Source organism: Streptomyces sp. NPDC006296, assembly GCF_040613235.1.
Taxonomy (GTDB): domain Bacteria; phylum Actinomycetota; class Actinomycetes; order Streptomycetales; family Streptomycetaceae; genus Streptomyces.
This window is the reverse complement of record NZ_JBEXRT010000023.1, coordinates 21,929-35,299: the sequence shown is the minus strand read 5'-3', so window position 1 is coordinate 35,299 and position 13,371 is coordinate 21,929. Positions and strand designations below refer to the sequence as shown.

The following is a 13,371-nucleotide window of genomic DNA, read 5'->3' as shown; positions in this document are numbered from 1 at the left end:
AGGCGGTCCGTCACATCCATGAGATGTTCGACCAATCCGGAGGGGCGCAGACTCCGAATCATCAGTGAATCGATGCGTGCTCCGGGAGGAACCCCCACGTGAAAGAAGCCGTACAGATCAGTGGGATCCCTTCGATGGGGCCCACCCTGGACGAGTTGCTCGTCCAGGTCGCCCGCGGTGACCAGAACGCCTTCACCCAGGTGTACGACAAGGTCAGCGGGCCGGTCCTCGGTCTGGTGCGGAGTGTCCTCCGTGACCCGGCCCAGTCCGAGGAGGTGGCGCAGGAGGTCCTGGTCGAGGTGTGGCGGACCGCCCCCCGCTACCAGCCCGCGCGCGGCAGTGCCATGAACTGGGTACTGACGCTCGCCCACCGCCGCGCGGTGGACCGGGTGCGCTCGGCGGAGGCGTCGGCGGCCCGGGAGCACAAGGCCGCGCTGCTCGACCGCACACCGGACTTCGACGAGGTCTCCGAGCAGGTCGAGAGCCGTCTGGAGAGAGAACAGGTACGGCGCTGTCTGCGGACCCTCTCCGAGATCCAGCGTGAGTCGGTGACGCTGGCGTACTACCGCGGACTGACCTATCGCGAGGTGGGCGAACTGCTGTCCGTACCGCTGGGAACCATCAAGACACGGCTGCGCGACGGACTCATCCGGCTGCGCGACTGCCTGGGGGTGAGCGCATGAGCACGGCCGAACTGCACACGCTGACCGGGGCCTACGCCCTGCACGCGCTGCCGGAGGACGAACGCATCTCGTTCGAACGGCATCTGGGCGCCTGCGAGGCGTGTGCCCAGGAGGTGAAGGAGCTGTCCGCCACCGCAGCCCGGCTGGGGCTCGCGGTGTCCGCACCGTCGTCCCCCGCGCTCCGTGAGCGGGTGCTGCGGGACATCACGACCGTACGTCAGGTGCCGCCGCCGCATTCGCGCAGCGCACGCGCCGGGGCTTCCGCCGGCCGGGCCGGCCGCTGGTCGACGTACGCGCTCGCCGCCTGTGTGGCGGCGGCCGCCGCGTTCGGCGGGGTCGCCGTGTGGCAGAACCAGGTCGCCCGGGACGCGCGGCAGGAGACCGACCTGGCCCAGCGGTACAACGAGCAGCTGGCGCGGGTCCTCACCGCGTCGGACGCGCGGACGACCGCCTCGGACCTCGGGGACGGCGCCCGCGGCACCCTGGTGGTCTCGCAGAGCGTGAACCGGGCGGTCTTCATGGCCTCGGACATGGCGAAGCCGCCGGGCGGCAAGGTCTACCAGCTGTGGTTCAACGACCACGGCACCATGCGGTCGGCCGGTCTGATGGACCCGTCCTCGAAGGACGACGCGGTCCTGCTGGACGGCCCCGTGGACCGCGCCTCCGGCATGGGCATCACGGTCGAGCCCGAGGGCGGGTCCGACGAGCCGACCTCGGCGCCGGTGGCACTGATGGACTTCCAGGACGCCTGAGCGGTCCGCACCGCACGCACAAGGGCGGGCCCCGGCCGGAGAACCGGCCGGGGCCCACTCGTGTCCCGCTGTTCAGCCCCTGCGGAGCGTGCCCGGCGGCAAGGGGAAGAAGCCGCTGGTGCGGGCGACGTACTCGGCGTACCCCGGCCGTCCCTCCATGTGCCGCTCCAGCAGTGCCTTGCCGCTGCCCTTGGTCAGCAGCAGGCTCATCACCAGGGGCGAGACGAGGGTGGCGGCGGCCACCGCGGGGTCGGTGCAGACCACGAGGAACAGCCCCCACCAGACGCAGAAGTCACCGAAGTAGTTCGGGTGACGGGTCCAGGACCACAGGCCCCGGTCCATGATCCGGCCCTTGTTCGCGGGATCGCGCTTGAAACGGGCCAGCTGTGCGTCACCCACCGCCTCGAAGGCGACCCCCACGGCCCACAGCCCCGCACCTGCCCAGGCCCACGCGTCGAGCGGCCCAGGCAGGTAGTAACCCGCCTGCACGGGAAGGGAGATGAGCCAGACCAGCGCGCCCTGGAGCAGGTACACCTTGCGCAGGGCGTACAGGGCGGGGCTGCCGGGCGCCTTGGCGAGCATGGCGGCGTAGCGCGGGTCCTCCCCGTGTCCCCGGCCCCGGCGTCCGATGTGGACGGCCAGGCGCGTGCCCCAGACCGCGGTCAGCACGGTCACCAGGAGCCGGCGCGCGGGGTCGCCGTCGTCGGCCGACAGGGCGTAGGAGACGAGGGCGACGGCCGTGAAGCCGAGGCCCCAGGCCACGTCCACGATCCGGTGCATGCCCTTGCGCAGGGCGATCAGGAAGGTCACGAGCATGACGGCGAGGGCGGCGCCCGCGGCCGCTCCCAGGTTGACGGCGAAGGCCTGCCAGGCGAAGCCGTTCACCGGCCGGCCCCGGCACGCGGCCCCGCGGCGACCGGTCCGGCGGGCGCGGTCGTGCCCGCACCGGCCGCAGCACCGAGTCCCTCGTACCAGCGGTGGCGGGTGGGCGGCATCTCCGCCGCGCCGTGCGCGTCGGGCCGCACCGAGAGGATCTGGTCCACGCCCATGCGGCGTTCCTCGAAGGCCAGCGCGGCACCCACCAGGTAGAGGCGCCAGACCCGGGCGGTCTCCTCCCCGACGAGGGCCACGAACTCGGACCAGCGCTCCTCCAGCGTCCGGTGCCAGGCCTCGACCGTCAGCACGTAGTGCTCGCGCATCGACTCCACGTCACGGACCTCCAGGCCCGCCCCTTCGAGGAGTCCGACCGTCTCGCCGAGCGGTCGCATGTGCATGTCCGGCGCGATGTAGGACTCGATGAACGCGCCGCCGCCGGGAGCCGTGGTGCCGCGGGACATCTGCTGGACCAGGGCACGGCCCTGCGGACGGAGCACCGAGTGCAGCAGCGCGGTGAACGCCGGGTACTCGGCGTCGCCGACGTGCTCCCCCATCTCGACGGTGGACACGGCGTCGTACCCGCCCCGGAAGTCCGGCCGGCCGGTGACGTCGCGGTAGTCGCAGTTGACCACCTCGACGAGGTCCTGGAGACCTCGCTCCTCGACCTGTCCGCGCACGTACGCCGCCTGCTCCTTGGCCAGGGTGACCGCGGTGACGCGGACCCCGTGCCTGCTCGCCGCGTGGAGGGTGAGCGATCCCCAGCCGCAGCCGATGTCGAGGAGGCGGGCGCCGGGCCGCAGGCCGAGCTTGCGGCAGATCAGCTCCAGCTTGTCGCGCTGGGCGTCGGCGGCTCCGTAGTCCGGGCCGGTCCCGGTCCAGTAGCCGCACGAGTAGGCCATGGTCTCGTCCAGCAGCAGGGAGTAGAAGGCGTTCGAGAGGTCGTAGTGGTGGCTGATGGCCGCCCGGTCGCGGGCCTTGCTGTGCAGGGCGCCGCTGAGCCCGGCCCGGGCCGCGGGCACCGGCGGACGCGGGCCCACGGCGCCGAGGCGCAGCGCCGTCCCGGCGGCGCGGAGGCGGTCGGCGACACCGGGACGGGGCAGGCCGAGGCCCTGGTCCCGGGACGCGCGGCGCATGGCGCGCAGCCCGGCCGCGAGGTCGTCGGCGATGTCGATGTCACCGGTGATGTAGGCCTCGGCGAGGCCGAGTTCGCCCGGCTGCCACAGCAGCCTGCGCAGGGCGCGACGGGAACGGACGTGCACCGTGGGGGCGTCCTCGGGGCCGGTCTCGCTGCCGTCCCACATCCTGATCCTGACCGGCGGCGGACCGCCGAGGAACTGCTCGATGACCGGGGCGATGCGCTGCGCCGCTCCGGCTCCCGGGGCGTCGGTAAGGGTGTTCACGCGGTGTCCTCACGGGTCAGGAGAATCTGCTGCACATCGAGGTAACCGGACCGGAATCCGGCCTCGGAGTAGGCGAGGTAGAAGGTCCACATGCGGCGGAAGACCGCGTCAAAGCCGAGTGCGTCGACCTGGGCGGCACGCTCCTCGAAGCGTTCCCGCCACAGGCGCAGGGTCTCGGCGTAGTGCAGGCCGAAGGTGCTGCGCTGCCGGATCCGCAGCCCGGTGTGGGCGGTGGTGGCGCGCTCGACGGCCTCGGTGGAGGGGAGCAGTCCGCCGGGGAAGATGTACTTCTGGATCCAGGTGTAGGTGCTGCGGCTGGCGAGCATCCGGTCGTCGGGCATGGTGATGGCCTGGAGCGCGACCCGGCCGCCGGGGGCGAGGCAGCGCTCCAGCGTCCGGAAGTACACCGGCCAGAACTCCTCGCCGACGGCCTCGATCATCTCGACGCTGACGATCGCGTCGTAGGTGCCGGTGACGTCCCGGTAGTCGCAGAGCCGCACGTCGACGCGGTCCTCGTGACCGGCCTCCCGGATCCGGCCCCGGGCCAGCTCCTGCTGCTCGCGGGAGAGGGTGAGGGTGGTGACGCGGGCACCGCGGGCGGCGGCGCGGAGGGCGAGTTCGCCCCAGCCGGTGCCGATCTCCAGCAGTTCGGTACCGGGGCCCACACCGGCCGAGTCGAGCAGCAGGTCGATCTTCCGGTGCTGGGCCGCGGGCAGCAGGTCCTGGTCGGCGGGGAATCCGCGGAAGACCGCCGAGGAGTAGCTCAGCGTCTCGTCGAGGAAGAGCGCGAACAGGTCGTTGGACAGGTCGTAGTGGTGGCTGATGTTGTCCCGGGAGCCCTCGGGGGTGTTGGCCTGCGAGGCGGGCTGCCGCAGCGCCCACAGACGGCGCAGCCTCTGGAGCGGTGCGGGGACGAGCTCGGCCGCGTTCCCCGCGAGGACGGTGAGGACGCCGACCAGATCGGGCGAGTCCCATTCGCCGGCCATGTAGGACTCGCCGAAGCCGATGAGCCCGCTCGCACCGATCCGCCGGAAGAACGCGTCCGGCCGGCGGATCTCCATGAGCGGCCCGCCCAGTCCGATGCTGTCGCGGCCGGCGAGCCGGGCGCGCAGCGGGAGCCGGGCCAGCGCGTGCCTGACCAGGCGTTCGGCCACCGCGGTCCGGACCGCGGAGGCCCGTGGCTGGGCGGCGACGTCGGGCCAGCGCCGCGGGTCGGCACCCCCGAGGAACGGCGTCCCGGTCCGCGCCTGGGCCGGGACCGCGCCACTGGGCACGGGCGAGGCGAACGGGGTGGGAGCGCTGGGGGAAGTGGGAGAGGTGGGCACCTTCACTGCATGCCTTCCTGGGTGGGGTGGGAGGGGCGGGGCTGGACGGGCAGCCGGCGGAGAAAGAGCCGGATGCCGTGGAAGCGGATGGCGGCGGAGACGACCACCGTGGAGAACGGGTGGCGGAGGAACAGCCGCAGCAGCTGAACGGGCGTACCGGGACGCCGTGTACCCCGTACGGTCGCGGTGAACGGGCGGGCACCCTCGCGCTCCAGGTGGACGGTCAGGCTCAGTCGCCCGTCCGGTTCGGGCAGCCGCATCCGGTAGTCGCCGTCGACCGGGAAGAACGGCGACACGTAGAAGTCCTTGCGGGTGTCCGCACGGTCCTCGGCGTCCGGGCGCAGCAGGTAGCAGTGCCGTTCGCCGTAGGTGTTGTGCACCTCGGCGACCACGCAGAGCGGGCTTCCGTCGGCGCGGCGGCACCAGTAGACGGTCAGCGGGTTGAAGACGTGGCCGAGGACCCGGGCCTGGGTGAGCATGGTGACGGTGCCGTCACCGAGCTCGACGCCCCGGCTGTGCAGGAACCGTTCGAGTCCGGCCCTGACGGTGGGCGCGGTCCCGCCGAAGTGGTCACGGGCGTCGAAGCCCGCCAGCGGGCGCAGGACGGCCGGCAGCCGCGGCGGGCGGTCCGGGTCGATGAGCCACAGGTAGGTGCGGTGCCGCAGGGCGTAGCGGCGGGGGGAGGTCCGCACGTGCGCCACGGTGCACGGGTAGAGGGCGCCGGTCACCAGGCCACCCCGAGCGCGGCGGCCGCCTCGACGCCGGAACGGCAGCCGTCCTCGTGGAACCCCCAGCCGTGGTAGGCCCCGGCATAGGCGGTGACCGGTCCGGAGAGGGCGGGCAGCCGTGCCTGGGCGGCGACCGACTCGGGCGTGAAGACGGGGTGCTCGTACACCATCCGGGCGCGTACGAGGTCCGGGTCGACCCGGTCGGCGCCGTTCAGCGTGACGACGAACCGCTCGGGAGCGTCGAGCCGCTGGAGGCGGTTCATGTCGTAGCTGACGGTGACCCGGTCGGCGTCGGCGGCGCAGGACGGCATGACGTAGTTCCAGGAGGCCGCCGCCCCGCGGCTGCGGGGCAGCAGCGTGGTGTCGGTGTGCAGCAGTGTGGGGTTGCGGGAGTAGCGGAACGCCCCGAGCGTCCGCCGCTCCTCGTCGGTCGGGTCGGCGAGCAGCCGGAGGGCCTGGTCGGGGTGGGTGGCGAGGACCACCGCGTCGTACTGCTCCGTCGTGCCGTCCGCGGTGACGATCTCGACGCCGTCGCTGTGCCGGCGGACGGACGTGACCGGGGCGTTCGTCCGCAGCGTGTGCACCTGCTTGACGACGCGGTCGACGTACTCGCGGGAGCCGCCGGTGACGGTGCGCCAGACCGGCGAGTCGCCGATCGTGAGCATCCCGTGGTGCTCCAGGAACCGGAAGAGGTAGCGGGCGGGGTAGCTCAGCGCGGTCACCGGGTCGCAGGACCAGACGGCGGAGACCACCGGGGTGAGGAAGTGCGCGCGGAAGTAGGGGGAGAACCGCCCGCGCCGGGCGAACTCGCCGAGGGTCATCTCGGCGGTCCCCTCCGGCAGGGCGAGCAGGGCCCTGGCCGCGCGGTGGAAGCGCGGCACCTCGGTGAGCATGCGCAGGTACGGGCCGCGCAGCACGGAACCGGGCTGCGCGAACAGGCCGGCGGCGCCGCGGGCGCCCGCGTACTCCAGTCCGCACCCCTCGCAGCGCACGGACATGCTCATCTCCGACTCCTGCGTGGCCACTCCGAGCTCGTCGAAGAGCCGGAGCAGGTGCGGGTAGGTCCGCCGGTTGTGCACGATGAACCCCGAGTCGACGCGATGGGTCCCGCCGTCCGACGTGGTCAGGTCGTGGGTGTGCGCGTGCCCGCCGGCCCGCTCGTCCGCCTCGACGAGCGTCACGTCGTGCGCCCTTCCCAGGACGTGCGCGGCGGTCAGTCCCGCGACCCCGCTGCCCACTACGGCTGTGCGCCGCCGCTCCCCAGTCATTCGGGTTCCTTCCGGTGTTGCATGCCTGGCCGGGTCCGTTTCCCAGTGCCCCTCAGAGGTCATTCGAGACAGCGGTCCCCGCGGATTGGCCGATGATCGGAATTAATTCGATCGAGTGAACGACCAATCCGTCCGCCGATCCGCGTCGAATTCCCGGCGTGACGACAGACCAAGACGTTTCGCAGAAGCAAGGGACCGCCCGGTCCCGCCGGGTGCGCGCCGCGTGCGCCGCGCTCGGCGGAGTGATCGCCGGGTTCACCGCCCTGTGCGTCGCCGAACTGGTCGCGGCCGCCGTGCGTCCCGAGGCGGGTCCGGTCACGGCGGTGGGCGGGGCGGTCATCGACCGCACTCCCCCGGCCGTGAAGGACTTCGCCGTCCGGAACTTCGGCACCGACGACAAGCTGGTCCTGCAGCTCGGGATCCTCGTCCTCCTGGCGCTCTTCGCCATGGCGGTGGGGATCCTCGCGCTGCGGTACCGGCGGGCCGGCGCCGCGGCCGTCCTGGTCTTCGGAGTGGTCGGGGCGGTGTCCGCGGTCGGACGGCCCGAGGGCCGTCCGACCGATGCACTGCCTTCGGTCGTGGGCGCGCTGGTCGCGGCGGGAGTGCTGTATCTCCTGGTCGGCCGACTGGCCCCGGTCACCGGCCCGCCCCCCGCGGCTGGGGGGACGGAGCCGGACGACCGGGTCCGGGGCGCGTTCGACCGCCGCGGCTTCGTCGTCGCGGCGACCGCGGCGGCGGCGGCCTCGGCCGGTGCGGGATTCCTCGGGCGACGGCTCCAGGGTGACCAGCTGGCCGGGGTCGCCGCCTCCCGCGGCGACGTGGTGCTGCCCGCTCCGGCCTCACCGGCCCCGGCGATTCCCGCCGGGGCGAAGCTGGACATCCGGGGCCTCAGCTCCTTCACCACCCCGAACAAGGACTTCTACCGGGTGGACACGGCACTGGTGGTCCCGCGCGTCGACGCCGACGGGTGGCGACTGCGGATCCACGGGAAGGGTGTCGCACGGCCGGTCACCCTGAGCTTCCAGGACCTCCTGAAGCGGGAGCTGGTCGAGCGGGACATCACGCTGACCTGCGTGTCCAACCAGGTGGGCGGTCCCTACGTCGGAAACGCCCGGTGGATCGGCGTACGTCTGGCCGACGTGCTGCGCGAGGCGGGCGTCAAGCCCCCGTCGAAGGGCGGCCCGGCGGACCAGCTCGTGTCGCGCTCGGTGGACGGGATGACCATCGGCACACCGGTCGAGGACGTCATGGACGGCCGCGACGCCCTGCTCGCGGTGGGCATGAACGGCGAACCGCTGCCGTTCGACCACGGCTTCCCGGTCCGGATGGTCGTGCCCGGCCTCTACGGCTACGTCTCGGCGTGCAAGTGGATCCAGGACATCGAGCTCACGACGTTCGACGCGTACGACGCCTACTGGGTCAAGCGCGACTGGTCCCGCGAGGCGCCGATCAAGACCCAGTCACGGATCGACACGCCCCGTCCCTTCGCGGCTCCGCGCGCCGGGACCGTACCCGTCGCCGGTGTCGCCTGGGCCCAGCACCGGGGCATCGCCCGGGTCGAGGTCCGGGTGGACGGCGGGGAGTGGCACACCGCGCGGCTGGCCGCGGAGGCCGGCCGTGACACCTGGCGCCAGTGGGTGTGGGAGTGGCCCGCCACTCCCGGCCATCACACCCTCGAGGTCCGTGCGACGGACCGCACCGGCGCCACCCAGACCGACAAGCGGGTCGGCACCGTCCCCGACGGTGCCACCGGTTGGCATTCGGTGGTGGTCGACGTGACCTGATCACCGGATCCTCCCGATCTCGTCTCCTCACTTTCCCTTCAGTCGAACAACGAATTCCTCAGGAGAACACCATGAACAACCGTCACCTCCGCCGCGTCGCCGTCGCCGCCTCCGCCGCCGTCCTGCTGCCCCTGGCCCTGACCGCCTGCTCCGGCGACTCCGACAGCTCCTCGTCCGACTCCGGTGCGGACAAGGCCGCGTCGAGCGCGCCCGCCAAGGCGACCGAGAGCGCCTCGACCATGGACGAGCCGTTCGGCCCGGGCTGTGCGTCGGTGCCGAAGGAGGGCAAGGGCTCGTTCTCGGGCATGGCCCAGGACCCGGTCGCCACGGCCGCGTCGAACAACCCGGCGCTGTCCACCCTGGTGGCGGCCGTCAAGCAGGCCGACCTCGTCGACACCCTGAACAGCGCCGAGAACATCACGGTGTTCGCCCCGACCAACGACGCCTTCGCCAAGATCCCGAAGGCCGACCTGGACAAGCTGCTCGCGAACAAGGAGGAGCTCACCAAGGTGCTCACCGCGCACGTGGTCGGCGAGAAGCTGACGCCGATGCAGCTGGAGAAGGGTTCGTTCGACACCCTGGCCAAGACCAAGCTGACGACCGCGGGTTCGGGCGAGGAGTACACCGTGAACGACTCCTCCAAGGTCGTCTGCGGCAACGTCCCGACCGCCAACGCCACGGTCTACATCGTCGACACCGTCCTGATGCCGGCTGCCTGAACCGTCATGCCGTCGGCACGCTGACGGGATGACCCACGAGCCCCGCGGGCCGCGCTCTCCGATCTGACCGGAGCGGCGCGGACCGCGGGGCTCGTGCCGTGGGTCCGGCGCCGTGCGTGCGCCCGACCGGAGCGGTCAGGTGGCCGGTCGGCACTGCCCCCGCGGCTCGACGGATCCGCAGGATTCGACCACCAGAAAGCTACACATAAGGGGCATATAAGAGCACACTGGAGTGGAGAGCTGATGGCCGCACTTCCCGACCGCGGTCGCTCCAGCAAGTGCGAAGGAGAACTTCCTCATGAGTAACATCTCGCACACCGGAAAGGACGTTTCCGGTCATACCGGAAGGGACATCTCCGGACACCCGGACGCCGAAGAGATGCGGGCACGGCACGACCGTGTGATCAGCGGGCGCCGCACCACCGCCATGGCGGACGCGCCCGTGTTCCTGCTCGGCATCTACTGCGCCGTCTCTCCGTGGGTGCTCCACTTCACCGCGAACCAGCCCTCCCTGGTGACGCACAACCTCGTCATCGGCCTCGCGATCGCCGTGCTGGCACTCTGCTTCACGGCCATGCCGGAGCGGATGACCGGGATGAGCATGGCCATCGTCGCGCTGGGTGCCTGGCTGATCGCGTCGACCTGGGTCGTGGGCCAGGGCCCCGACATGGGCGTCATCCTCAACAACGTCATCGTCGGCGGGCTGGCGATCGTGCTGGGGGCGGCCTGCGCGGGACTTTCGATGAAGAACAAGAAAACCTGACGGGAGGGCGCACAGCGGTGGCCACGGACCGGGACGACCGGCCGGTGGCCACTCGTCGCTCCACCGGGCGGCCCGTCGCGGCGCAGCACCGAGAGGCGGACGGCCCCGGGGCGGCATGCCGGGACGGGCGGCCCCGGGCGGCGTGCTGATTCGGGCGGTACGCGGGCGGTGCCCGTCCTGCGCGTCCGGTCGCGGGGCCGTCCTGCGGGCCGGTCCCTGCGACCGGGCCCCGCGGTGACCCGCTCAGCCCACCGAGCTGTACGCCACGACACCCCGCAGCACCGCGTCGACGGCCTTGTGGGCGTTCTTCGCGACCGAGCTCCCGTCCCGGGGAGCGGCGGCGGCGATCTGCCCGAGCACGTCGATGACCTGCTTGCACCACCGCACGAAGTCGCCGGCGGGCATCTCCGCCTCGCGGAGCACCTCGTCCAGCGACCGCCCGGACGCCCACATGTAGACCGCCCAGGCGAAGCCGAGGTCGGGTTCGCGCTGGCCGACCCCCTCCGTCTGGCTGATCTTGAAGTCCTCCTCCAGGGCGTCCAGTCGGCCCCAGATCCGGACCATCTCGCCCATCGCGGTCTTCGCCGGCCCGGACGGCAGCTTGGGCGCGACCGCGTCGTCCGCCTGACGCGCCTCGTAGACCAGCGCGGAGACGCAGGCCGCGAGCTCCGCCGGGTTGAGCCCCTCCCAGACGCCGTCCCGGAGGCACTCGCTGGCCAGCAGGTCGAGCTCGCCGTACAGGCGCGCCAGGCGCCGGCCGTTGTCGGTGACCTCGTTGCCCCGGAGGTAGTCGAGCTCGGTCAGCAGGGCGACGATGCGGTCGAAGGTCCGGGCGATGGTGTTCGTCCGGCCCTCGATCCGGTGCTCCAGCTGCCGGGTGTCCCGCTGCAGCCGGTGGTAGCGCTCCGCCCAGCGGGCGTGGTCCTCGCGCTCGTCGCAGCCGTGGCAGGGGTGGGCGCGCAGCTCGGTGCGCAGCCGGGCGATCTCCCGGTCGTCGGCCGCGGCGGCCCGCTGCCTGCGGTGCCGGCCCGGATCGATGTGGCCCGCCTTGCTCCGCAGCGCGGAGGCCAGGTCCCGCCGGGACTGCGGCGAACGCGGATTGAAGGACTTGGGCACCCGCATCCGCTCCAGCGCCTCGACCGGCACCGGGAAGTCGATGTGCGCCAGCCGCTTGACCTGCCGCTCGGCGGTCAGCACCAGCGGACGCGGGCCGTCGTGGTGGTCCAGGCCCCGGTGGCCGTTGGCCCGCCCCGCGGGCAGACCCGGGTCGAGGACCAGCGCGAGCCCGGCGAACTTCCCGGTCGGCACGTGGATGACGTCGCCGGGCTTCAGCTTCTCCAGGGAGGACGCCGCCGCGGCACGCCGCTGGGACGCCCCCTGCTTCGCAAGCTCCGTCTCCCGGTCCTTGAGGTCGCGGCGCAGCTGCGCGTACGCCTCGAAGTCCCCGAGGTGGCAGGTCATGCCCTCCTTGTAGCCCGCGAGGCCCTCCTCGTTCCGCTGGACCTGGCGGGAGATCCCGACGACGGAGCGGTCCGCCTGGAACTGGGCGAAGGAGGTCTCGAGCAGCTCGCGCGACCGGTGCCGGCCGAACTGCTGCACGAGGTTGACGGCCATGTTGTACGACGGCCGGAAGCTGGAGCGCAGCGGATAGGTGCGGGTGCCCGCGAGCCCGGCGAGGGCGCCGGGGTCCATCCCGCGCTGCCAGAGGACGACCGCGTGCCCCTCGACGTCGATGCCCCGGCGGCCGGCCCGCCCGGTCAGCTGGGTGTACTCCCCGGGCGTGATGTCCGCGTGCTGCTCGCCGTTCCACTTGACGAGCTTCTCCAGGACCACCGAGCGCGCGGGCATGTTGATGCCGAGCGCCAGCGTCTCGGTGGCGAAGACGGCCTTGACCAGCCCCCGGACGAACAGCTCCTCCACGACCTCCTTGAAGGTCGGCAGCATCCCGGCGTGGTGGGCGGCGATGCCGCGCTCCAGCCCTTCGAGCCATTCGTAGTACCCGAGGACGTGCAGGTCCTCGGGCGGGATGGACGCCGTGCGCTCCTCGACGATCTCCCGCACCAGCCGGCGTTTGTCCTCGTCGTTGAGCCGGAGCCCGGCCTGGAGGCACTGCTGGACGGCCGCCTGGCAGCCGGCCCGGCTGAAGATGAAGGTGATCGCGGGCAGCAGCCCCTCGGCGTCGAGCCGGTCGATGACCTCCGCCCTGGACGGGGTCCAGATGCGGCTGCGCTGGCGGCGCTCGCGTTCGCGGTCGGCCTCGCGCACCATCTTCCCGCGGCGGCGCTCACGCGGGTTGTACCCGCGCTGGTTCTCCATCCGGGCGAGCCGGACGAGGTCCGGGCTGACCTCACGGCGGCCGCTGCCCCGGCCGCCGTGGTCGGTCTCCTCCTCGAAGAGGTCGTACATCCGGCGCCCGGCCATGACGTGCTGCCACAGCGGGACGGGCCGGTGCTCGGAGACGATGACCTGGGTGTCGCCCCGCACGGTGTCCAGCCAGTCGCCGAACTCCTCGGCGTTGGACACGGTCGCCGACAGCGACACCAGGGTCACCGACTCCGGCAGGTGGATGATCACTTCCTCCCACACGGCTCCACGGAAGCGGTCGGAGAGGTAGTGGACCTCGTCCATGACCACGTACCCGAGGCCGGTGAGGGACTGGGAACCCGCGTACAGCATGTTGCGCAGGACCTCGGTGGTCATCACGACCACGGGTGCGTCCGCGTTGACGCTGTTGTCGCCGGTCAGCAGGCCGACCTTGTCCGCGCCGTACCGCCGGACGAGATCGGTGAACTTCTGGTTGGACAGGGCCTTGATCGGCGTGGTGTAGAAGCACTTGCGGCCCTGCTGCAGCGCCAGGTGGACGGCGAATTCACCGACGATCGTCTTGCCCGACCCGGTGGGGGCCGCGACCAGCACTCCCTTGCCGGCCTCCAACGCCTTGCAGGCCTCGATCTGGAACGGGTCCAGGCCGAAGGCGTACATCTCGCGGAAGGGTCCGAGGGCGGTGGCCTGCTCGGCCGCCCGGACCCGGGACGCCTGGTATCGCTCAGCTGGTGAGAGGTCCTCTGTCATC

11 protein-coding genes are annotated in these 13,371 nt (G+C 72.2%); 5 read left to right on the top strand and 6 right to left on the bottom strand.

All coding sequences use genetic code 11. The features are described from left to right. The first annotated feature begins 98 nt into the window (after window positions 1-98). Together ABZ172_RS17975 and ABZ172_RS17970 are read left to right on the top strand one after the other, a co-directional pair. The gene (locus ABZ172_RS17975) at window positions 99-683 is read left to right on the top strand and encodes a sigma-70 family RNA polymerase sigma factor (RefSeq protein ID WP_356884698.1); all 585 of its coding nucleotides are present in this window, start codon (window positions 99-101) and stop codon (window positions 681-683) included. Continuing rightward, on the top strand, window positions 680-1,435 hold the full coding sequence (locus tag ABZ172_RS17970; protein ID WP_356884697.1) for an anti-sigma factor: 756 nt from the start codon (window positions 680-682) through the stop codon (window positions 1,433-1,435). The genes ABZ172_RS17975 and ABZ172_RS17970 overlap by 4 nt, the downstream gene beginning before the upstream one ends. A gap of 72 nt (window positions 1,436-1,507) precedes the next feature. Here the strand turns inward: ABZ172_RS17970 and ABZ172_RS17965 are convergent, their stop codons facing one another. From ABZ172_RS17965 to ABZ172_RS17945, 5 genes are read right to left on the bottom strand one after another with little or no spacing between them, the layout of a single operon-like run. Beyond that, window positions 1,508-2,320, bottom strand: a complete 813-nt coding sequence (locus ABZ172_RS17965; RefSeq protein ID WP_356884696.1) for a DUF1295 domain-containing protein — start codon at window positions 2,318-2,320, stop codon at window positions 1,508-1,510. Then, window positions 2,317-3,711 carry a cyclopropane-fatty-acyl-phospholipid synthase family protein gene (locus ABZ172_RS17960; RefSeq protein WP_356884695.1) on the bottom strand — a complete coding sequence of 465 codons (1,395 nt, stop codon included), beginning with the start codon at window positions 3,709-3,711 and terminating at the stop codon, window positions 2,317-2,319. The genes ABZ172_RS17965 and ABZ172_RS17960 overlap by 4 nt, the downstream gene beginning before the upstream one ends. Continuing rightward, the gene (locus ABZ172_RS17955; RefSeq protein WP_356884741.1) at window positions 3,708-4,985 is read right to left on the bottom strand and encodes a cyclopropane-fatty-acyl-phospholipid synthase family protein; all 1,278 of its coding nucleotides are present in this window, start codon (window positions 4,983-4,985) and stop codon (window positions 3,708-3,710) included. Before ABZ172_RS17955 ends, ABZ172_RS17960 begins: the two co-directional genes overlap by 4 nt. Window positions 4,986-5,038: 53 nt before the next feature. Next, the gene (locus ABZ172_RS17950; protein WP_356884694.1) at window positions 5,039-5,764 is read right to left on the bottom strand and encodes a DUF1365 domain-containing protein; all 726 of its coding nucleotides are present in this window, start codon (window positions 5,762-5,764) and stop codon (window positions 5,039-5,041) included. Then, window positions 5,761-7,032: an FAD-dependent oxidoreductase gene (locus tag ABZ172_RS17945; RefSeq protein WP_356884693.1), complete on the bottom strand. Its 1,272-nt coding sequence runs from the start codon at window positions 7,030-7,032 to the stop codon at window positions 5,761-5,763. The genes ABZ172_RS17950 and ABZ172_RS17945 overlap by 4 nt, the downstream gene beginning before the upstream one ends. Window positions 7,033-7,244: 212 nt before the next feature. Between ABZ172_RS17945 and ABZ172_RS17940 the strand changes: the two genes are divergently transcribed. From ABZ172_RS17940 to ABZ172_RS17930, 3 genes are all read left to right on the top strand, one after another. Further along, window positions 7,245-8,816 carry a sulfite oxidase gene (locus ABZ172_RS17940; RefSeq protein WP_356884740.1) on the top strand — a complete coding sequence of 524 codons (1,572 nt, stop codon included), beginning with the start codon at window positions 7,245-7,247 and terminating at the stop codon, window positions 8,814-8,816. 71 nt (window positions 8,817-8,887) lie between these two features. Next, a complete protein-coding gene (locus tag ABZ172_RS17935) occupies window positions 8,888-9,535 on the top strand; it encodes a fasciclin domain-containing protein (protein ID WP_356884692.1) in 648 nt (215 codons plus the stop codon). A 298-nt stretch (window positions 9,536-9,833) separates the two neighbouring features. Beyond that, window positions 9,834-10,298, top strand: coding sequence for an SPW repeat protein (locus tag ABZ172_RS17930; protein WP_356884691.1), 465 nt, complete (start codon window positions 9,834-9,836; stop codon window positions 10,296-10,298). 243 nt (window positions 10,299-10,541) lie between these two features. Here the strand turns inward: ABZ172_RS17930 and ABZ172_RS17925 are convergent, their stop codons facing one another. Next, complete coding sequence (locus ABZ172_RS17925; protein WP_356884690.1) at window positions 10,542-13,370, bottom strand: DEAD/DEAH box helicase; 2,829 nt, start codon at window positions 13,368-13,370, stop codon at window positions 10,542-10,544. Between the last annotated feature and the right edge of the window lies 1 nt (window position 13,371).